Below are 22,215 nucleotides of genomic sequence, written 5' to 3'. Positions count from 1 at the left end.
GATGAAAAAGATAAAATATACCATAGCAGCCTTCTCGCTATTCCTTGCTATAGGATGTACAAGTGAGGATGCCAATTTTAATGATGACAAAGACAGAGCTTATGATGTGCCTGCTGAAACTCTAGTTGCAAATGCGCAATTTGAGCTTGCTAGCCAGATGACAACGTCTAGTGTTAACTTAAGTCCATTTAGATACTTTACTCAATACTGGGCTCAAACACAATACTTTCAAGAATCACGTTACAATCTTACACAGAGAAATATTCCTGTGAATTTATGGAACAACTTATATCGTGATGTTCTTGGAAACTTAACAACTGCAGAAACTGTTATTGATAAAGAATCTAAATCTGATTTGCAAACTCAAGCAGAATTCACTGCTCAACAGGCAAATAAGAAAGCGATTATCGAACTGATGAAAGTGTATACTTTTCAAGTATTAGTGGATTCATTTGGAGACATTCCTTATTCAGAAGCATTAGATCCTACTAACGTGTTACCAAAGTATGACGATGATGCAGTAATCTATCCAGATTTACTAGTTCGTGTAAATAATGCACTTGCTATTCTTGATCCATCTGCAGCTTCTTTCGCGTCAGGTGATGGAATTTACAACGGTGATGTTGCAGGTTGGATTGAATTTGCTAACTCTCTAAAAGTAAAAATCGGAATCAACCTAGCAGACGTTAATAGCGCATTAGCTAAGACCGCAATCGAAAGTGCAGTTACTGCAGGAGTTATTACAGATAACTCTCAAAATGCAGCACTTGTATTTTCTAGTGGACCACCAAATTACAATCCTTTACATGCTGATCTTGAAGCTAGTGGACGTAATGATTATGTGGCTTCTGCAACAATTGTGAATGCACTTATTGATCTTGAAGATCCAAGGCTAGCAGTATACTTTAGACCTGTTGGAAATGAAGGTTCAACTTATATCGGGGGTGTAAACGGTGTTGCAAATTTAGCACAGTTTTTCTCAGGAATTGGAAATGCATTAAGAGCTCCAGATCTAGCAGCTCAACTATTTGAAGCTACAGAAATGAATTTCTACTTAGCTGAGGCAGCAGAAAGAGGTTACGCAGTAGGTGGTTCAGCAGAATCATTTTACAATGATGCAATTACTAGTTCTTTTGAATTTTGGGGATTATCTACGTCAGCTGCTACAGCTTACCTAGCAAAACCTGAAGTTGCTTACACTACAGCAGATGGAGATTGGAAGAAAAAAATTGGTACTCAAGCGTGGTTAGCGTTATTTAACCGTCCTTTTGAAGCTTGGACTTCTATTAGAAGACTTGATCAACCGGAAATTATCGCTCCATCTAATGCCGTAGCTGCGGCTCAAGGTAAAATGCCAAAACGATTAACTTATCCTTCTTCAGAAGTTACAGTTAATAAAGCAAATCTTGATGCAGCTAAAATTGCAATCGGAGGAGACAAACTTCAAACAAAAATTTTCTGGGATATTAATTAATCGCAGAATATATAATAAACCTAAAACCATCAGTTTACGCTGATGGTTTTTTTTATACATTTGCATCATGGAAAATGAACAACAAATATTTGGGATAAGAGCTATTATCGAAGCGATACAAGCTGGTAAGGAAGTCGATAGAGTGTTTATTCAAAAGGAAGCATCGGGCGAATTGATGAAAGACCTGATGAAAGTTATGAAACGCAATGATATCAACTTTACTTATGTCCCAGTTGAAAAACTAAATAGACTTACCCACAACAACCATCAAGGTGCTGTCGCGACAATATCTCCAGTAGGATTTTATGATTTAGAAACCTTGGTCGCTCAAACTTTAGAAACAAATAAAGCTCCATTATTTTTGATTTTAGATCAACTTTCTGATGCACGGAATTTTGGCGCAATTATTAGAACTGCCGAATGTACGGGCGTTTCTGGAATCATTGTTCAAAAACAAGGTTCTGCTCCCGTAAATGGAGATACGGTAAAAACATCAGCAGGAGCTGTATTTAATGTGCCAATTTGTAAGGTTGCGCACATTAAAGATGCCATCTTCTTCTTGCAAGGATCAGGAATCAAAACGATTGCTGCTACCGAGAAAACCGAAACCTCTTTGTACGAGTTAGACTTGACTCAGCCTCTTGCTATAGTAATGGGATCTGAAGACAGAGGAGTTAATCCTTCAGTGCTAAAAGTTATAGACGAGAAAGCAAAGCTACCAATGTTTGGTAGTATAGGGTCGTTAAATGTATCAGTTGCGGCCGGAGCATTTCTATACGAAGCTGTCAGACAAAGACAATAGTTACCAAAAAAGCCAGAATCTATCTGGCTTTTTTTATTTTTCCACTTCACTCTTGTGATAGATATAGACAAAGTTGATATCTTGCTGAGTAGTAGAAATATTTCCAACATTCTGAAGATCTTCAGGAATAACTTCTGGCTTCGGTGTCGGAACAAAATTCCCATTCTCATCAAACCGCTGCATGAATGGATCATTCTCAGCATCAAAATCTGGATGCTCCCACTCGTACTTAATGACTTTTTCAAATTGCGGAGTTTTGAAAAATAGCGCGAATACTATTCCTGTGATCAGTCCAGACAAGTGACCTTCCCAAGAAATGTTTTTCTCAGCATCCATATCCGGAAAAACATACCAAATCATGCCCCCATATATCATAATCACCGAGAGTGACAAGGCGACAAGTCGAAAATACTTTGTCAGTATCCCCTTAAAGAATATAAATGCCACCAGTACATAGATAAGACTACTCGCGCCAATATGAATGTTACTTCGTCCAATAGTCCATGTTAAAATTCCTGAAACCAGAACTCCGTAGAACAAAATTTTAGTTGCCACGTTGTCGTAGAAATAATACAGCGACATTGTTAAGATAAATAGCGGAATACTATTATTATAAAGGTGTTCTATATTTCCGTGTAAAAATGGGCTGAAGGTCACACCTCTAAGTCCAACTAAATCGCGTGGATAAATTCCGTATTGCGTTAAATTAATTTTGAATCTCACCTCCACCCAAAATACAATCCACAGTAGAAGTACACATAAGAAAGGGATGAGGATTACCTTGGAAGAAAATTTAAAATCTGTATCGTTCATACGTTTTTATTTGCAGACTCGAAAGTTATGCCGTTTTTCAAATATACCAATCTTGTCATAAATGCGCCGACAATTGCCTGTCACATTACGATATAAAAAAACTGCTACAAATTAATGCAACAGTCTTTCTAAACTAAACCTATATCAAAAACTTACTCCAACTCAAAACTTAACTTTAGTGTGACTCTATAATCAACAATATTACCATTATCAATCGTCATACTTTGCTCTTTTACATAAACTGATCTCAAATTCTTCACCGTTTTCGCAGCGTGCTTAACGGCTTCTTTCGATGCATCTTCCCAACTTATTTTAGAACTTGCTAAAACCTCAATAACTTTTAAAACTGCCATATTTGTATATTTTAATTTATAAATCATCTAAATTTAACAATAATATATAGATATGCAAAATATAATTACAAATATTTCGTAAAAAATATTTCACAGTGACTCTAAGACCTTTGTTCTAATAGAATTTTAGTAATTTTGCTAAATGGAAATACCTTTGGCAGAAAGAATCAGACCTCAGAAAATCGAGGATTATATAAGTCAACAACATTTGGTTGGCCCGCAAGGCTCACTTACGCGGCAGATTGCGAATGGTATTATTCCTTCGTTAATATTTTGGGGACCTCCAGGTACTGGAAAAACCACCCTTGCACAAATAATTGCAGAACAATCTGATAGGCCATATTATAGCCTTTCTGCAATTAATTCTGGCGTAAAAGATATTCGCGAGATAATTGATAAAGCCAAGGCCAGCGGCGGCATGTTTACGGCCAGAAAACCTTTATTATTTATCGACGAGATTCACCGCTTTAGCAAATCACAACAAGATTCATTATTAGCTGCGGTAGAGAAAGGATGGATTACACTAATTGGCGCTACAACCGAGAATCCTAGTTTTGAAGTCATCCCTGCACTCCTGTCACGCTGTCAAGTGTATGTTTTAAATTCTTTCACGAAAGCTGACTTGGAGCAACTGTTACAGCGCGCAATAGTTACCGATACTTATTTGCAAAAGAAAGATATTGAACTTCAAGAGGTGGAGGCGTTGTTGAGACTTTCTGGCGGTGATGGCCGAAAACTACTCAATGTTTTTGAGTTAGTTATTAATGCTTCGCCTTCCGGCAAAATTGTTATTACCAACGAGATGGTTCTCAAAATAGCACAGCAAAATACTGTTCTCTACGACAAAACCGGCGAACAACATTACGATATCGTTTCGGCATTTATAAAATCGATTCGAGGCAGCGATCCAAACGCAGCAGTCTATTGGTTGGCAAGGATGATTGAAGGCGGAGAAGATGTGAAATTCATTGCAAGACGGCTCCTAATTTTATCTAGCGAAGATATTGGCAACGCCAACCCCACCGCGCTAATTATGGCAAACAATACCTTTCAGGCGGTTACCACGATCGGGTATCCTGAAAGCAGAATTATCTTAAGTCAGTGTGTGGTTTACCTAGCGACCTCGCCCAAAAGCAATTCGAGCTATATGGCAATAAATACTGCGCAACAGTTAGTAAAACAGACTGGAAATCTACCTGTACCTTTACATTTGCGAAATGCACCAACTAAATTGATGAAAGAATTAGGCTACGGCGACGAATATCAATATTCGCACAATTATCAAAATAATTTTGTGCTGCAGGAATTTCTACCCGACGAGATTCAAAATACCTTAATTTACACGCCCGGCAACAATCAACGGGAGACTCAGACTAGAGAGTTTTTGAAAAATAGATGGAAAGAAAAGTACGGCTACTAATTTAAAAACCGAATCGAAATCGTCTTTTTCTGAAGCTCCCCATTCTGATAAAAATCCATTTTCCAATTTGAACCTTCACGGTAAATCATAGCCGGCAGGTCGCCTATCTGCGCAATAAAGTAGTGTTCGATGCTAGATTTTTTCATAATGATCTCTGGCATTTCAGCTGATTGAAGCTTGAATCCATTTTCTATTCTTCTGGCATTAAATTGCAAATCGATAACGACTTTATTTATGCTATTACTTTGTACAACAATACTGCCATGAGGTTTTTGGGCTGTGGCCAAATTGCCTTCTTCAAATTTATAATTCAAGGTATCAAAAGATTCAAACGCAAGCCGTAAAGCATGCACATAGGCAACTTTCAAATCTTTGGTAGAACTTGTTCCCTCTTTGGTTTGATACACCACTTTATTCTGACAATCTACAAGCTTTACCGTAAGCTTGCGAACAAACAAGTTGCTATCTTCTTCTAAAACTGCGCGTAATACACGTGAGCAATTATTTTCGGCCGCCTCTTTTGGTTTGATTTCATCATCCATATAAGCCACGAACCCATACTTTTCTAGAAGTAACTTAGTGTACATATTAAGATTATACATATTATTTTCCTTCTGGAAAGGAAATTTCTGAGGGACTTCTACATATTTAAATTGATTGAGATTTTGCGAAAAACAGTTTCCTACAAAAAATAGTAATACGAATAAATATCTAAACATTTTATAAATAATTTTTAAGTTCTTTTAAAGTTGCAACTCGCTTGATTGAATCCAGTTCACACGGATTTACGTGAAACAAAATTGCATCCATACCACATTGCAATGCACCTTTTACATCTGCCTCAATACAATCGCCAATCATTACAGAGTTTTGGCAATCTACCGCTGCAACTTTTAGAGCATGATTGAAAATAATCGGATTTGGCTTCTTAACTCCTGCCGATTCCGAATCTGTAATAGTTTCGAAATAATGTTTAATTTTCGAATTCGTCAGTTTATGGTTTTGGATAGTATTAAAACCATTGGTAATAATATGAAGTCTGTACTTTGATTTTAGATAATCCAAAACTTCAAAAGCACCTTCAAATAAATGATTGTGAGATGGTAAAACTTGAATATAATCTTCGGCCAAAATATCAATCATTTCATCACTTACATCGTAATTAATAGCATTAAAAGAATCTTTTAATCTTCCGTATCGAAGTTGTTTTTGATCGATTTTTTCCATTCTAAAATCTTCCCAATAGGCGAAGTTTATCGGAACATAAGCTTGTATAAAAGCTTCAACATCAACAGGGACATTGTTTTTTGGTAAAATATTTCTAAAAGTCAGCGCAGAGTTTGTTTCGAAATCCCAAAGTGTGTGATCCAAGTCAAAAAAAACATCTGTTATATTATCTAATTTCATAGTCGATTCTACATTTCAATTTTAAACAGTTACATCAATCCTTCGTCTGCAAAACTAAAGAATGCGTGCTCGGTAATTATTATATGATCTAGCACTTTTATATCTAAATGAACACCTGCCATTTTGAGCTTTTGAGTAATTTGCTTGTCGGCTTCACTTGGCACAAGCGTTCCCGAAGGATGATTGTGCGTCAAAATTATCGAAACAGCGTTCTTCTCCAAAGCAGTTTTATAAACGACTCTCACATCAACTACCGTTCCCGTAATACCGCCTTTGCTGAGTTGCGACTTAAATAATACCTTGTTGGAATTATTGAGATACAAAATCCAAAACTCCTCGTGATCGAGTTCGCCAATTATCGGTTGCATTATCGAAAAGACCGATTTGCTACTCATAATCTTAGCCAACTCCAAAGCCTCCTCGCTCCTTCTCCGCCGTCCTAATTCCATCGCGGCCACAATTGCAATTGCTTTGGCTGGACCAATTCCTTTAAACTCACAGAGCGTCTTAACCGAACATTTGCCCAAGCTATTGAGATTATTTTCGAAAGTCTGCAATATCCGCTGACTCAACGCCACTGCCGACTCATTTCGCGAACCCGAACCTAGCAAGATTGCAATCAGTTCGGCATCGCTGAGCGCGGTCTTCCCCTTTAATAGGAGTTTCTCACGCGGCCTATCGTCCTCGGCCCAATAGGTAATTGGAAAAGAAGTTTTATCCATAGCACTAGTTGTTGCATTAACAATAGGTCTATTCTGCGATAAGAGATTTTACATCATCAAAGTTTAGACCGCCATAATTTCCTGAACTCATTAAAAGTAATGAAAATTTCGCTTTGTCTGTCAACGACTTAAGGTAATTTTTAAAGTCTTCAGGATCGGTCATTACGATCAAACCTTTCCGTTGAAAAGCTACTTCAATATCTTCTTTAGAAATTGCTTCTAGCTGTTTAATTTTTACCGCTTCCGGCGAAAAGAACACGACCGCCGTATCTGCTGCATCAAGCGCGCCTTGATATTCTTTCAGGAATTCAGGATTCAAACTACTGTACGTATGCAATTCGAGACAAGCCACCAGTTCACGATCTGGAAACTGAGCTTTTACCGCTTTGGTCGTTGCCGAAACCTTGCTTGGCGAATGGGCAAAATCTTTGTAAGCGACTTTGTTTTTGCTTTGAGCAATTTTCTCTAGCCTTTTCGAAGCCCCTTTAAAAGTTGCAATTGCCTCGTAGAAATCCTCTTCATCAACGCCCATATTCTGGCAAACCCACTTGGCTCCAGCCAAATTATTCAAGTTGTGCGCACCAAAAACCTCAATTGGCATCGGTCCTTCGGGTGTATCAAGCAAAGTTTCTCCATTTTCTACCGAATACGATGGCGTACTGTACGGAATTTTTCTAATTGGATTTGTCGCAGCTTCGGCAACACGTTTTACTTCAGGATCTTCTTCATTATAAATCAAGATTCCGCCGTTGGTAATTTTCGAGATAAAGATTTCAAACTGCTCAACGTAATTTTCGTAAGTTGGAAAAACATTGATATGATCCCACGCAATTCCGCTGATTAGCGCGATATTTGGTTGATACAAATGAAACTTTGGTCGTAAATCTATTGGCGACGAAAGGTATTCGTCACCTTCAAGAACGACAAAATCATTCTCTTCCGTCAGATGCACCATATTGTCAAAACCTTCAAGTTGGGCTCCCACCATAAAATCCACATTGATGTTCATATAGTTCATCACGTGCAGAATCATTGAAGTAATCGTAGTTTTCCCGTGCGATCCACCAATTACTACTCGGGTTTTATTTTTGGATTGTTCGAATAGAAATTCAGGATACGAATATATTTTGAGGCCTAATTCCTTGGCGCGAAGCAGTTCTGGATTATCTCCTTTTGCGTGCATTCCAACAATTACCGCATCGAGATTTTGATTTATTTTCTCAGGAAACCAGCCTAAAACTTCTGGTAAAATTCCTTTTTTGTCCAGTCTTGATTTCGAAGGTTCAAAGATTGCATCGTCGCTACCCGTAACTTTATATCCTTTATCGTGAAGTGCCAAGGCGAGATTGTGCATCGCGCTACCGCCAATAGCTATGAAATGTATCTGCATTTGATGATTTTTATTTGTAGCGCTAATTTAGGTATGTTTTCTCTAAATGTTACCGCTGTCGCGAAATATCCTCTGACAAATCGTTGTTGTTTTCAATAGATCCAAAATGATTATGTGCTATCAAGCTTTTCTGGATTTTGCCGTTTTTGAAGTTGTACTATATAAATTGAAAATTGTTAGTTAGAAGTACTGAGATTCCAGTAATTTAGATTTAGAACCCTCGATTTTTTATAAATCTGCAGATAAAAACCGTCGAATTTTAATAACGATTTCTATACTGTAAATCAGTTAACGTGACTGTTTTAAGTTCTGGAAATAATTGCGTACAAAGTAAAAAATTAAGTTTTGTTGTTATTAAGTCTCAATTTTATATCTTCAATCGTAAAAGGTTCTCTCTTGGAGTGAATCATCGCATGACAATTAGGACAAACAGGAATTAAATCATTTATGGGACTAATACTATATTCTCCACCCATCTTCGAAATTTGATTTATATGATGTACGTGAATAAATCCTTTACCAATATCACCAAAACAAGTTTCAAAGTTAAATTTGCAAATTTGACAAGAATATCCATAATATGATAGACATCTTTTTCTTGCTTCTGGGTTTCTTTCGTAGCGCGTCTGTACAATATCTTTAGCCCTACCTTCTAGAAATGTATCTGTACTATTATTAGTAACATCGTTAGACAGAAAAGTTTGTCCGATGTGATTGTTACTTACAATAAAGTCAAACCACTGCGATTCTAATGTTTCTACTACTTCAGATTTAATTGAAATCCCACTTTGCTGAGGAAACCACTCTTGGACTTTTCCTGGATCAATCTTTTTCAAATATTTTTCATCAAAAATATTATTATGATGAGGATTAATTATTACATCAAATTCAATATCGATATAATTCGTTGTTTTTCCTTCATTACCATCCCAGTGTGGTGCTGTATAAAATGAAGATTTTGCATATCCACTAGCCATAATTCCTCTAGGCGCTTCACCAAATTTAAGCAGAAAAACCCTATCGCCTTTTTGAATACTTTTTGAATTACCACAACTCCATCTCCTATCTATATAGCCCACCTTTCCAAACAGCTCAATATCTTCTTGTAAATCCTTCCAATCCCACTTATTTGGATTCCAAGTAAAAAGAAATGATTTGGAGATTTTTTGAATAAAACTTACTGGTTGATCTAAATAATGTTCAATTGACTCTAGCAAATTATCAAAAGCGGCATCACCCTCTTTATTTGTCCATGCAGGAGTACTTTCAAATGAATCAATCGTGTTAGGCACAATAAAATTCTTTGTTGTATATAGTGGTGATGTCTTACCCGTAACAAAACCGATTTCACATTCAGGACTATCTGATAAAGGTTTTAAATAAAATTTTTTGCCTCTGACCTTGAAACCATCCTGTTCCAATTTTTTGACCAGTTTTGGATGAATAAATTTTAATTCATTTTCCTTTCTTTTTTGTAAATGTGGCTTTTGCAATTTCTCAAATTCAAACCCTACCTTTTCCATCTTTACTTTAAGAGATGTATATATATCTTGCCTTGTGTTCATTTCTAAAAAATAGTGTTCATATGAAAATGATTAAAACTCATTAGTTTGCTTAACCGTGATCTATTCTGACAATATTTATAAGCTGTAAAAGCTAATGTATTAAAGATTTACCATTTACAATACTTTTCTTACATTAAACTTAATAGTAAAGTACTATGAGTTCTTCTTGAATTTGAATTTGTGATAGATGGTAAATTTGCACTTTTGCGTATAAGTTGAATATTTATTTAAACAGTCAATTCTTACTACAACAAATATTGTGTGGTTTGCTCCGCCAGTTCGGTTTGCTAAAGTCTTCTTCGAACATAGATATTTTTATGCTTAGAAATAAGGTTGTAACAATAGTGCGCATTTATAAAGCCGTCCCTATGGGACTTTTTGCTCAACCGCGACATTTTTTACCCGCAGCTAAAGCAGCGGGCTACAATAAAGTCGTCCCTACAGGACTTTTCGTAATCGCACGGATTACATCCGAGGCTTTTGCCGAACAGACTAAGTAAATCCGCGCTATCGCTTTTATAGAAAGTGTTTATTTAGGTTTGTGAACAAGTACTATGTGATTTGGTTCGCCAATTCTGCTTACTGAGCTTTCCTTCGTCGACATGACAAGTTTTAGCGGAGGCAAGTATTGTAGGCTTGCGAACTTTGCGTTCTCACTTTGCGAACCTTGCGGTAAAAATTTCATTAAACATTACTGTCAATAAATCTCTTTCGACTACACCATTTCAATTTAGCACAAGTCTCGCGTGAGGGATGGTCGTGGAAATCCTTTCTTGTGGCTTTGCGGAGCAAAAGCCACAAGAAAGATTGGGAACAGACAGCCCGGCCCAAAGGGACACGTCCAAAAACTTCTTATTGGAATTTCGGAAAAGCTTTCTAAAATTGTCGCTATTCAAAGTCTTTTTTAAACTTGCCTGTGATTTAAATTACTCTTCTAGCAGGAGTTTTTTGATGTCCTTATTTAGACCATAAACCACCAAAATAGCATCTAGGTCAAGAAGGTCATCTGGATTTGTAACTCCTTTTATCTTATTGATGTTTCGGCTTTTACCAATCGTACTTTTAATTTCTGTTTTGGATATCGTAGCCAACACCAATAGATTATACCGCTCCCGTAAATCGATGGCGCGGGTGATTTTGCCCTCGTAGTGTTTGGGCAAGTTGACTTCTACAACACTGTAATCGTCTCCTAATTCGAATGAATCGACTACTCCTGTAAAACAAAGTTTTTTGGCCCATCGCTCAGCAGTTTCTTCTTCTGGGTGTACAATTTCGTCAACTCCAATGGCTTGTAGAACTTTTTCGTGCAACGGATTAATCGATCGGCTTATCAATCGCTTTACATTAAAGTTTTTGAAAAGTGCGGTAGCCATAACATTAGCTCCTTGATCTTCACCAATGGCAATGATCACAACATCGGTATCTTTTAAAGGTAAACCTGCAACAGTGTATTCGTCAGTAGCATCCATCTGAATGGTGTGCGAGATTTTTTCCTTATAATTCTCCACCCTACTCATACTGGTATCTATCCCAATAACCTCATGTCCTTGCGCAGTAAGTCTTTGCCCTAAAAATGCGCCAAAACTTCCTAATCCTACAATTATATATTTCATTGTGGTGTGTTTTTAATTAATTGTAACTTCCTCTGTTGGATATCTATAATTATGCTGCTTTACCTTTTTTATTATCGCAATCATAATGGTGAGCATACTTACTCTCCCAACAAACATAATAACGATGATTACCACTTTGCTGTAGGTAGTCAAAGCCGCAGTTATACCAATGCTTAATCCACTTGTACTGTATGCCGAAAAACATTCGAATGCAATACTGATTAAACTTTTCTCGCTGTCAAAAATTGAAATCAAAATAATTCCTATACCGATCACTACTAAAGACAGTGTTATGGTGGCAAAAGCCCGACGTACTGAAATATCTGCTATTTCTCGTCTAAAAACCTCAATTCGGGTCTTTCCCTTTGCTAAACTTATAAAATTCAGGGTTGCAATGGCAAAAGTATTTGTTTTGATACCTCCTCCAGTAGAAGCTGGAGATGCTCCAATCCACATTAACAGAAAAATCAGCATAACGGTAGAGAAATTTAGCGCGGTCATATCTACGGTGTTGAAACCGGCAGTTCGCGGACTTGTCGCTCCAAAAAGTGCCGTCACTACTTTACCAAATCCGCTATGATCTGAAAGGGTATTGTAATATTCATTGATGTAAAAGAGAAGTGTACCTCCTATAATTAATATTGAGGTTGTAATAAGCGTTATTCGACTGTTGAGATTGAGAAGCCACGGTTGGTGGGTTTGAGTTTCGCCAGTGAAAAAGGCAATTTTCTTTTTTATAAAATATCTGACATATCGAACTAGGTTGACTACAATTGGAAAACCTAGACCTCCCAAAACAAATGAGAATATAATCATCAGTTGCAATGGATAATTATATTTATAGCCTTCTTCGAATAAATTACCCGAAAGAGTAGAAAATCCAGCATTACAGAAAGCTGAGATGGAATGAAATGCAGAGAAATAAATTCGCTCTAAAACCGACGGAATTAGTCTTTCGTCGAGTGTGAAAAATATTATACTCGCTGAAAACGTTTCGATAGTCAGCGTGATCAGTATTACTTTTTTGAAGGTTGAAAATACTTCTCCAATTTTATTAGAGCCCGTCATATTACTTAAGGTCAACTGATTTTCGTAAGATGTTTTACCTTTAAAAAAATAACTGAAGTAACTAGCAAAGGTTAAAATACCAATTCCTCCTGCCTGTATTAACGTAAGAATGACCGACTGGCCAAAGGTTGTAAAGTGGGTTGCAGTATCGACTACAATCAATCCTGTAACACAAACCGCGCTAGTAGAAGTGAAGAGTGCATCGATGAATGAAATTCCGTCGTAGGTTGCTCTTGGCAACATTAGAAGAAATGAGCCTAAAACTATAATGCTCAAAAAGCTAATGACAAATAGCTGTGCTGGATTAAGAAATGTACGCTTATATGAAATATTTTGCTCAGAAAACTCTCTAACAAAAGTTAGAATAATTGCTAGTTTTACCCATATATCATCGTGAGAAAGAGAAGTACTGCGAGTGTCGCCAAAAAAATGTAGTAGTAAGATAACAAGTGTTAGCAGAACAGTGGTTCCGTCAAAGATTAAAACGCTCCGCTTCATTGCTTTCGATTTTACAACATATCGCAATATGGTTGCAACAACACCTGTTGTTAGGACAACAATGTAATATCCTATCAGAAAACGTTGAAACTGTCTGGATTGGTCAAATCCAAAATCAGCAACAAATAGAATCAATCCTAGAATACTTATGCCAAAGACAAAATTGAAAAAATAGGATAATACTGCTTTAAAATCTCTGAGTTTTTTTGGCATTCAAATACAATCATTCTATAGTTAATGACGAGTACGAAATTAGTCTTTTTTATAAAGCGGTCGGTTTTGAGAGATGTAAAAATCTACGTTTTTAAATTCACTATTTCTTTGCGGTTACAATCGTATGAATCTCGATTTCATTTTCTGATCGTTTGTATTCGACTTTTTGTGTTTGAATTTCTTTGAAGTTATTTTCGAACAGTATTAACTTCAGGTATTGTAAATTATAGTAATAAAAATATGTTCGGTCACCGCTACTAGAAGTTTGAAAACCAGATTTGGCCAGGTCACCTTCCACAAAGCTCAAATAAATAACTCCGTCATTGTTCAACAAATTAGAACTATCTCGTATCAGTTTCAGACAATCTTTTTCGGATAAATAAGGCAGACAAAAACCACAGACTATTGCGTCAAATTTTGATTCAAATTGGTCGATCTGCCGAATATCCATTATCTCAAAATTCGCAGTTGGATTATTTACTTTTGCAAATTCAATCATATTTGGCGAGATGTCAATTCCGAGAACATCAAAGTCTTGTCGCTTTTCTAAAAGGTATTTTGTGATATTTCCTGGACCACAACCAACTTCTAAAATCTTTGAATTAGGTGTTGTTAGAGAATTGCAAATAAGATCATAGGAATCGTTGTACAAGTCCAAATTCATAAACTTGCTTTGATAAAGCGAAGCCACTTTATTCCAGGTTTCGAAGGTTTCTTTGTAGCGATTAGCCATTGTCGGATTAGAGATTTAAAAGTGAGATCAATATTCAGATGCTTAAATTGTAGGTTGATTTCCTTTCTCAGGATAGAATCAAATTTACGCTCTCAAAAATGAAATTAAGGTAAAGTATTTTTTTTCGATTTTATGTTTTAGATATAGGTATTAAAAATGTTTAATCAAGTGAAAAATCTGCAACAAATAAATCGACACACTATCTTGCAAAATCTGCAGAATAACAATGCGCAACTATAAAGCCGCCCCTATGGGACTTCTTGATCAATCGCAATTTTTTTACCCGCAGCTAAAGCAGCGGGCTACAATAAAGTCGTCCCTACGGGACTTTTTGGTCGCGCAAGGATTACACCCGAGGCGCTAGCCGAACTGACGAAGTAAATACGCGCTATCGTTAGTAATGATCTGCAGAGTTATCATTGCGAACTTTTCGTTCTCTCTTTACGAACTTTTCGGTAAAATATTTAGTTTCGGCTTCAATTACTCGTAAACTTGGATGTCGGGCACGGATTATAAATTCACGCTAGCGTGTTTAGAAGGAATGATTGAATCAGAACTGCGAAAATTGCGATCTCACGTTGCGAACTTTGCGGTAAAATAATTAGAGTTGAATTAAATTAATCGTAAACTTGGATGTCGGGCACGGATTATAAATCCGCGCTAGCGTTTTCATAAGAGATGTTTGGATCAAGTCTGAGGACGTATATTATGTGATTTGCTTCGCCAGTTCGCTTTGCTCGAGTCTCCTTCGTCGAAATGACAATTTTAGCGTAGGCCATTATTGCATCCTCGCGAACTTGCCGTTCTCAATTTGCGAACCTTGCGGTAAAAATTTTATTAATTATGACTGTGAATAAATCTCTTTCGACCATATCATATCTATTTAGTACAAGTCTCGCGTGAGGGATGGGCGTGGACCCGAGCTTTTGCGAAGTGGCGAAGCAAATCCTTTGTTGTGGCTTTGCGGAGCAAAAGCTACAATAAAGATTGGGAACAGACAGCCCGGCCCAAAGGGACACGCCCAAAAAAAAATCCGCCAATCTTAAAAAAGAAAGGCGGATTTAAAATTTAAAATCTTTATGTGTTATTGCACAATCGTCATTTCGTCAACGATGTGTTTTGCACCTGCGTATTTGTCAATTAACCAAAGTACATAACGGATATCAACATTGATAGTACGTTGCAATTTTGGATCAAAAATAACATCTCCAGCCATTGCTTCGATGTTACCATCAAATGCAAGTCCGATTAATTCTCCTTTACCATTTAATACTGGCGACCCTGAGTTTCCTCCAGTAATATCATTGTCAGTAAGGAAGTTTATTGGCATAAATCCATCTTTGTCTGCATAACGACCATAATCTTTTGCTTTGTTCATTTCGATAATCTTTGTTGGCATATCGAATTCTGGATCATTTGGCTTGTACTTTTTAATCATACCATCCATTGTAGTATAGTAGTTTACTTTGGCATCATTGCGTTTGTCTGCAGGAAGCGCTACTACTTTTCCGTAAGTCAATCTCAATGTTGAGTTGGCATCTGGGTACTGAATAGTATTTAATTTTGATTCTCTAAGCCCTTCTACTAATAGACGGAACGATTTAGAATAGTTATCAGCCAATTGCTTTTGCATTACATCTTCAGCTCTTAATTGAGTGATCAACGCTGTTGAAAGTTGAAACAAATAATCTTTTTCAATCAAAGATGGTTTTGGATCTTTCATAAAAGCCATCAACGTCTCTTTTGAAGTAAAGATACTATTACCAAGAATATTTTCTACATCTTGTTTAAAATCACCGTAGTTTGCTTTCTTCATATTTGCTACCATTTCTGGAAGACCATAAGCGGCACCTTTATCAGCATATAAATTAAGTTGTGCTGCTAATACATCTTTTTCTAATGGTGCATAAAATTCGCCATAAGTATCATCGATAGCTGCCTGAATACGTGGTAACATTTCGGCCTGTTTTGCTTCGTTCTCTCCATAAAATTGGATTAAAGCATTTCCTAATGAATAAGGTCTAACTCCGTAAGCAGTAGTTCTCAATAATTGGTTAAGATAACTATCGTGACTTGCTTTAAGATTTGTTTTATCGTAAAAGTTATTAAGTGTCGCAATTACGTCGCCGTATTTGGCTTTGTTTGCTTTTTTGTTTGCCCATTTGTTGAATTTTGCTTCTTCAGTTGCTTTTGTAGCAGCAGTTTTGTGCTGAGTAAGCGCATCGATCATTCCTTGACGGTTTTTCCAGTAGTTTGCAGTAGATGCATATTTTGATGCATACTGAAGGTTTACCGTTTCATCTTTAGTCATGTACTTTTTCATCTGGTCCATTCCAGTTTTTGCACCTTCAACCCACGCAGGATAAGCATACTTCACGTTTTGCTCAATTCCACCAGCTGGCATCCAACGATTGGTACGACCTGGGTAACCCAGAATCATTGCGAAATCGTTTTCTTGAATACCTTTTAAGCTCACTGGCAAGTGGTGCTTAGGCTTCATAGGAACATTGTCTTTTGAATAATCGGCAGGATTACCATCTTTGTCTGTGTAAACACGGAACATTGAAAAATCTCCTGTGTGACGTGGCCACTCCCAGTTGTCTGTGTCTCCTCCAAATTTTCCAACACTTTCTGGTGGTGTTCCTACAAGACGAACGTCTTGAAAATCTTGGTACACAAAGTAGTAGTATTCATTTCCTTGAAAGAAAGGACGAACAGAAACAGTATATTTTCCGTTTTCGCTATTTTCTTTTTCTATTAAAGCACTTTCGCGTTGAATAGCTTTCATTCTTTCTTCTTCGGTCATATTTGCATTAACTTTAGAAAGAATTCTTTTCGAAACATCGTCCATACGCACGAAAAAACGAACATAAAGAGATTTAGGTTTCATTTCTGATGCTTTGTCTTTTGCCCAAAAACCATTTTTAAGGTAGTTTTGTTCTGCGCTAGAAAGTTCAGCAATTGCATCGTATCCACAATGGTGATTTGTAAGTACAAGACCATCTTTTGAAACCATTTCGGCTGTACAACCTCCGTTGAACTGAACAATAGCATCTTTTAAACTGTGGTTATTAATACTGTAAATTTCTTCTGCGGTAAGTTGCAGACCCATTTTTTCCATATCTCGTTGGTTTAAACGATCAATGAACATTAAAAACCACATTCCTTCATCTGCCTTCACTGGAAATGCCATAAGGCACATGGCAAGAAATAAAACAATTTTTTTCATCTTTTGTTAAAATTTGATTATAATATTATAATGCAGATTCGTGCACTAGCTTTTTTAAACTGTTTTTCAAGTCCGTTTTTTCAGCGATGCGAATATAAAACATATTATTAATTAGTAACTGAGTGATCAGTGAAAACTAAGATTTAACAACGCTATTTAACTTATAATTTAGAAATACAAGATCCAGTTGCATGTATTTGTTCCATTTATAATCCCTTTCGTTGCATAGTGATTGTAATCATCACTAAATTGTTGAGGGGTAAAAACATAATTGTAGCGCTGTCTGAAGGATTTTTTTATGTTAAAATTATGAGCAAATGCCGGCAGTTTTAGATTAAAAATCCTAAATTTATGAGCTATCAAAATTTGAGACTTTAAAGTTATATGTGCCTCACCAACACACAGTTTCTAAAAATCCTTCTTGAACAATTTAAGTTTTGAAGTATTGAATGAGCTTTAATTAATCAAAATTATTTACAAACCAAAAAAAACGAAAAACTATGAATTTAATTGACAGTTTACGCAATGATGTTAGTGGCCATGCCATTACCAGAGTAAGCCAACGAATAGGTGGTAGCGACGAGGAAGTTCGCACCGCATTTAATTTTGCGATCCCTGCCGTATTGGCTGGAATTTTACAAAATGGAATTAAGAAAGACGACCCAACAAATTTTCTTACCCAACAACCTGATAATGAGAGAATAGTATTTGATGCCGATTTTCGTCTAAATCAAGATGAAAAAACTTTAATTGAAGATGGCAAACAGATGATGGCTGATTTTTTTTCTGATGAAGAGGATGCTCTTTGCGGCGAACTAGCTTTAGCAACGGGGATTGATAAAGAAAAATCAATTAGCCTATTTGCGATGATTGTTCCAGTTATTGGCAGCTATATTAGCAAATTGATGTTTGAAAAGAAATGGACTACTCAGGATTTAATGATGGCCATTGCCGAAAGCAGAGCAGATATAAATGCTGCGCTTCCGCTAAATATAAAATCAAATCTAAATCTTGGAGCGACTCACGAATTGGATCCCTCTCAAGCAGACGATAAGACAATTCCGTTTACCGATGGCACCGTAATCGAGACTAGAAAGTCTGTTTTTGGAAAACCTGAGCAAGAAACTGGCGGATTTTTAAGATGGTTTATTCCATTATTAATTATTTTAATTTTGTTTTGGTGGTTGGCAGGTAAGCCGGGGTGCGCTAGAGAAGAAATGGTTGCAGGTGTAGCTCAAGATAGTATTTCGGCCAACATCGATACAATTGGCGAGAAATTAAAAGAAGCCTTTGTCGCAACCGCAGGAGCACTTGATGCATCAGGAAATTTTGTTATTGACATTGGCCCGGAAGGCACTAGAAAACTAAAGAATGGCGAACGGCTACAAGTAGGTGAAAATTCGGTTGAAAATAAAATTGTTGATTTTGCCGAAGTTAATGAAGGAAAAGAAAAAGAAAGTAACTGGATTACTTTTGACAGAATTTACTTTGAAACGGGAAAAACAACTTTGAAAGCATCTTCCGAAAAACAATTAGAAAATATTGCAGCAATTATGAAAGCCTATCCAAATACCACTCTCAAATTAGGTGGCTATACTGATAATACAGGCGATAAGGCAATTAATAATAAAGTTTCAACTCAGAGAGCGGAGTCTTGCCAAGCCGCATTAGTTGCTTTAGGTGTGGACAAAAATAGAATCACTACCAAAGGATACGGTTCCGCTGACCCAATTGCCGATAATTCGACAGAGGAAGGAAGAGCACAGAATAGAAGAATTTCGGTAAAAGTGATGACTAAGTAAGGTCTTTGAAATTACAAATCTTTAATAGTGTAGTAAGTTCTACCTCATTCATTTTTATCCTGGATTTCATAAAATCACAAAAAAAAAGGAGTTCAAAATTAATTTTTGAACTCCTTTTTTTTATATGTGAAAATTTCTATGCTTCTGTGTTTAACATCTGCCATAATTTGTCTTTCAATTCTGTAAGCCCTTGTTGTGCTACCGAAGAAATAAACATATACGGGATTCCATCAAAATCCTTGTCAAGCTGCGTTTTCATTTCGGCTTGTAATTCAGCATCAAGCATATCACATTTGGAAATTACAACAATACGTTCTTTGTCAAGCATTTCGGGATTGTACTTGGTCAATTCATTTAGAAGAATATTGTACTCCTCGCGAATATCATCAGCGTCAGCTGGAACAAGAAATAATAAAGTTGAATTTCGCTCAATATGTCTTAAGAAGTAATGTCCTAATCCTTTTCCTTCTGCTGCACCTTCGATAATTCCAGGAATATCTGCAATTACAAAAGATTGAAAATCTCGGTAAGCAACAATTCCTAAATTAGGTTTTAAAGTTGTAAATGGATAGTCAGCAATTTTTGGCTTTGCCGAAGTTAAAACCGAAAGAAGTGTTGATTTTCCAGCATTCGGGAAACCTACAAGACCAACATCTGCAAGTACTTTAAGCTCCAGGATCATGTCCATTTCTTCTGAAGGAAGTCCCGGCTGTGCATATCTTGGTGTTTGATTTGTCGAAGATCTAAAGTGCCAGTTTCCTAATCCACCTTTCCCGCCTTTGGCAACGATTCTCTTCTCACCATCTTCGGTAATTTCGAATAATATTTCGTTTGTTTCCTTGTCGCGAACTACTGTCCCTAATGGAACGTCAATATATTTATCATCTCCATCAGCGCCTGTACTTCTGTCTCCTCCACCGTCTCCACCGTGGCCGGCTTTTACGTGTCTTGCAAACTTTAGGTGAAATAAAGTCCATAGACTTTTATTTCCTACAAGGTACACATGGCCACCACGACCTCCATCACCACCGTCTGGACCACCTTTTTCGATAAATTTTTCACGATGTAAGTGAGTAGAACCTTTTCCACCTTTGCCTGAAGAGACATATATTTTTACGTAATCTACAAAATTTCCTTCTGTCATATCTTTCTAATTCTACATCAGATGCAGAATATTTAATTTTTTAATTTATTCTTCGGACTCTTTTACCTTCCGAACGATGACTTTGTCTATTTTGACGCCGTCCATATCAATTACCTCTAGTTCGTAATCATTCCAAAGTAGCTTCTGACCTTCTTTCGGAATAAAAGAAAGCTCTGTCATTATCAACCCGCTTAAAGTTGTCACATCATAATCGTTGATTAGATCATCCAGTTCAAAATAAGTCAAAAAGTCGTGCAGAGAATAATGACCGTCCACTAGCCAGGTGCCATCTTCACGTTCTACAAGTTTAAAATCTTCTTTATAGAATTCTGAAGCATCTCCTACAAGAGCTTCAAGAATATCATTCAATGTAATTATACCTTGAAAATCCCCATATTCGTCACTTACACATGCATAATGCACACCGCTTACTTTAAAGTTTTCAAGTGCTTTGTAGGCGGTAGTCTGCTCCATTATAAATGGCGCTTCTTTTATAAGATTTGTCAACGCAAAATCATCATCGTCATAACGACTGAAGATACTTTTAAGACTAACAACTCCTACAATATCGTCAAAATCTTCGCCATACACTGGATAAACTGAATGTAATTCGCGACCGATAAGTTCTCTTACTTGCTCTTTGGTAGCGCTTAGTGGCAGGAAAGCTACATATTTCCGGTGCGTCATAAGAGAGTTTACTTTTCTATCTCCAATATGAAATACGCGTTCTACGATATCTTGTTCAATCTCTTGAACTTCTCCACCTTCAGTTCCCTCTTTGATGATTGCTTTAATTTCTTCTTCGGTAATTTTACCTTCCGAATTAGGACGAATCATCATTATTTTCAAAAGAAATTCAGTCGAAACCGTCAATAACCAGATAAAAGGCGCCGTAACCACCGAAACGAATTTCATTGGTAAGGCAACAGCAACTGCAATCTTTTCGGGATGGCTAAGTCCAATTCGTTTTGGAACAAGCTCACCAAGTACTAGTGAGAAAAATGTCAAAATTACCACCACAGTTACTACCCCGAAAGAATCGGAGTAATACGCTAATGCGTCAAAACGTGCAAAGAAATCCTTTGCATCACTAGTAATTTTATCACCAGAAAAAAGTCCCGTCAGAATTCCGATTAGAGTTATTCCAATTTGAACGGTTGACAGAAACTTATTTGGCGAGTTTGCCAATTCCAAAGCGATTTTGGCACTTCGGTTTCCCTTTTTGGCGGATGTTTCAAGCCTGCTTTTACGGGCTGAAATTAGTGCTATTTCCGACATCGAAAAAACACCATTGAGTATTATAAGAAAAAATATTAATGCTATCTCCATGGTTGATAAGGGCGATTTAAAGCTGGTCTATCACTTCACTTAGTCGTGAGGTAATGCAAGCAATCGTCCCAATCCCGTCTATCGGGTAATATTTATTTTGGTTACTATAATAATTTATTAACGGTGAAGTCTTCTGATTGTATTCGGCATAACGTGTACGTATTTTTGCCTCATCTTGATCATCTACTCTTCCACTAGTTTTTCCTCTTTCTAATATACGCTGTACTAGTACATCGTCATTTGCTTCAAGTCCGATTGTAGCCGTAACTTCCCAGCCTTTTTTTACTAAAAACTTGTCTAATGCTTCTGCTTGCGCAATTGTTCTCGGGAATCCATCAAATAAAAACCCTGAAGTATTTGGATGATTGTCAACCTCATCTTCGAGCATTTTTATGGTCAAAGAATCCGGAACAAGTTCGCCACTTTCCATATACGTTTTCGCCAGTTGGCCAAGCTCGGTATTATTGCTCAAATTATAACGAAATACATCACCTGTTGAGATATGCGTTAGGTTATATTTCTCCTTTAAAAATTGTGCCTGAGTTCCTTTTCCGGCACCAGGCTTGCCAAATAAAACGATATTAATCATTGCTAATTTAAAATAGTTAGTGCTGTTTATGTTTATAAAATTACTGCTTTT

18 protein-coding genes are annotated in these 22,215 nt (G+C 36.8%); 4 read left to right on the top strand and 14 right to left on the bottom strand.

The window, feature by feature from the left end:
* Position 1: 1 nt before the first annotated feature.
* Positions 2–1,474 (top strand): SusD/RagB family nutrient-binding outer membrane lipoprotein, encoded by a 1,473-nt coding sequence (locus SBO79_RS05755; protein ID WP_318642802.1) that lies wholly within the window; start codon positions 2–4, stop codon positions 1,472–1,474.
* A 67-nt stretch (positions 1,475–1,541) separates the two neighbouring features.
* Positions 1,542–2,276, top strand: a complete 735-nt coding sequence (gene rlmB, locus SBO79_RS05750; protein ID WP_318642800.1) for a 23S rRNA (guanosine(2251)-2'-O)-methyltransferase RlmB — start codon at positions 1,542–1,544, stop codon at positions 2,274–2,276.
* Positions 2,277–2,309: 33 nt separating this feature from the next.
* Here rlmB and SBO79_RS05745 read toward each other — a convergent pair whose 3' ends face one another.
* Complete coding sequence (locus SBO79_RS05745; RefSeq protein ID WP_318642799.1) at positions 2,310–3,089, bottom strand: rhomboid family intramembrane serine protease; 780 nt, start codon at positions 3,087–3,089, stop codon at positions 2,310–2,312.
* 152 nt (positions 3,090–3,241) lie between these two features.
* The gene (locus SBO79_RS05740) at positions 3,242–3,442 is read right to left on the bottom strand and encodes a dodecin family protein (RefSeq protein ID WP_318642797.1); all 201 of its coding nucleotides are present in this window, start codon (positions 3,440–3,442) and stop codon (positions 3,242–3,244) included.
* A gap of 142 nt (positions 3,443–3,584) precedes the next feature.
* Here SBO79_RS05740 and SBO79_RS05735 point away from each other — a divergent pair, with 142 nt between their 5' ends.
* Positions 3,585–4,862: a replication-associated recombination protein A gene (locus tag SBO79_RS05735; RefSeq protein WP_318642795.1), complete on the top strand. Its 1,278-nt coding sequence runs from the start codon at positions 3,585–3,587 to the stop codon at positions 4,860–4,862.
* Here SBO79_RS05735 and SBO79_RS05730 read toward each other — a convergent pair.
* The 9 genes from SBO79_RS05730 to SBO79_RS05690 form a co-directional block, all read right to left on the bottom strand.
* Positions 4,859–5,581, bottom strand: coding sequence for a hypothetical protein (locus SBO79_RS05730; protein ID WP_318642793.1), 723 nt, complete (start codon positions 5,579–5,581; stop codon positions 4,859–4,861). The two genes, SBO79_RS05735 and SBO79_RS05730, sit on opposite strands and share 4 nt — an antisense overlap.
* 1 nt (position 5,582) lies before the next feature.
* Entirely contained in the window at positions 5,583–6,269 is a 687-nt protein-coding gene (locus SBO79_RS05725) for a YjjG family noncanonical pyrimidine nucleotidase (RefSeq protein WP_318642791.1), read from the bottom strand.
* A gap of 29 nt (positions 6,270–6,298) precedes the next feature.
* On the bottom strand, positions 6,299–6,991 hold the full coding sequence (gene radC / locus SBO79_RS05720) for a RadC family protein (RefSeq protein ID WP_318642789.1): 693 nt from the start codon (positions 6,989–6,991) through the stop codon (positions 6,299–6,301).
* 28 nt (positions 6,992–7,019) lie between these two features.
* Positions 7,020–8,381, bottom strand: coding sequence for a UDP-N-acetylmuramate--L-alanine ligase (locus tag SBO79_RS05715; RefSeq protein ID WP_318642787.1), 1,362 nt, complete (start codon positions 8,379–8,381; stop codon positions 7,020–7,022).
* 338 nt (positions 8,382–8,719) lie between these two features.
* On the bottom strand, positions 8,720–9,904 hold the full coding sequence (locus SBO79_RS05710; RefSeq protein WP_318642786.1) for an HNH endonuclease: 1,185 nt from the start codon (positions 9,902–9,904) through the stop codon (positions 8,720–8,722).
* Between the two features lie 968 nt (positions 9,905–10,872).
* Positions 10,873–11,559, bottom strand: a complete 687-nt coding sequence (locus tag SBO79_RS05705; protein ID WP_318642784.1) for a potassium channel family protein — start codon at positions 11,557–11,559, stop codon at positions 10,873–10,875.
* 12 nt (positions 11,560–11,571) lie between these two features.
* The gene (locus tag SBO79_RS05700; RefSeq protein WP_318642781.1) at positions 11,572–13,338 is read right to left on the bottom strand and encodes a TrkH family potassium uptake protein; all 1,767 of its coding nucleotides are present in this window, start codon (positions 13,336–13,338) and stop codon (positions 11,572–11,574) included.
* Between the two features lie 100 nt (positions 13,339–13,438).
* Positions 13,439–14,071 (bottom strand): class I SAM-dependent methyltransferase, encoded by a 633-nt coding sequence (locus SBO79_RS05695; protein ID WP_318642779.1) that lies wholly within the window; start codon positions 14,069–14,071, stop codon positions 13,439–13,441.
* Between the two features lie 1,084 nt (positions 14,072–15,155).
* A complete protein-coding gene (locus SBO79_RS05690) occupies positions 15,156–17,300 on the bottom strand; it encodes a S46 family peptidase (RefSeq protein ID WP_318642777.1) in 2,145 nt (714 codons plus the stop codon).
* 500 nt (positions 17,301–17,800) lie between these two features.
* Between SBO79_RS05690 and SBO79_RS05685 the strand changes: the two genes are divergently transcribed.
* Entirely contained in the window at positions 17,801–19,102 is a 1,302-nt protein-coding gene (locus tag SBO79_RS05685) for an OmpA family protein (RefSeq protein ID WP_318642775.1), read from the top strand.
* 136 nt (positions 19,103–19,238) lie between these two features.
* Here SBO79_RS05685 and obgE read toward each other — a convergent pair whose 3' ends face one another.
* The 3 genes from obgE to SBO79_RS05670 form a co-directional block, all read right to left on the bottom strand.
* Positions 19,239–20,246 (bottom strand): GTPase ObgE, encoded by a 1,008-nt coding sequence (gene obgE / locus SBO79_RS05680; protein ID WP_318642773.1) that lies wholly within the window; start codon positions 20,244–20,246, stop codon positions 19,239–19,241.
* 45 nt (positions 20,247–20,291) lie between these two features.
* A complete protein-coding gene (locus SBO79_RS05675) occupies positions 20,292–21,524 on the bottom strand; it encodes a hemolysin family protein (RefSeq protein ID WP_406600257.1) in 1,233 nt (410 codons plus the stop codon).
* 67 nt (positions 21,525–21,591) lie between these two features.
* On the bottom strand, positions 21,592–22,164 hold the full coding sequence (locus SBO79_RS05670; protein ID WP_318642769.1) for an adenylate kinase: 573 nt from the start codon (positions 22,162–22,164) through the stop codon (positions 21,592–21,594).
* Between the last annotated feature and the right edge of the window lie 51 nt (positions 22,165–22,215).

The organism is Flavobacterium ardleyense (assembly GCF_033547075.1).
Lineage (GTDB): Bacteria > Bacteroidota > Bacteroidia > Flavobacteriales > Flavobacteriaceae > Flavobacterium > Flavobacterium ardleyense_A.
This window is presented reverse-complemented; position numbering and strand designations above follow the sequence as displayed.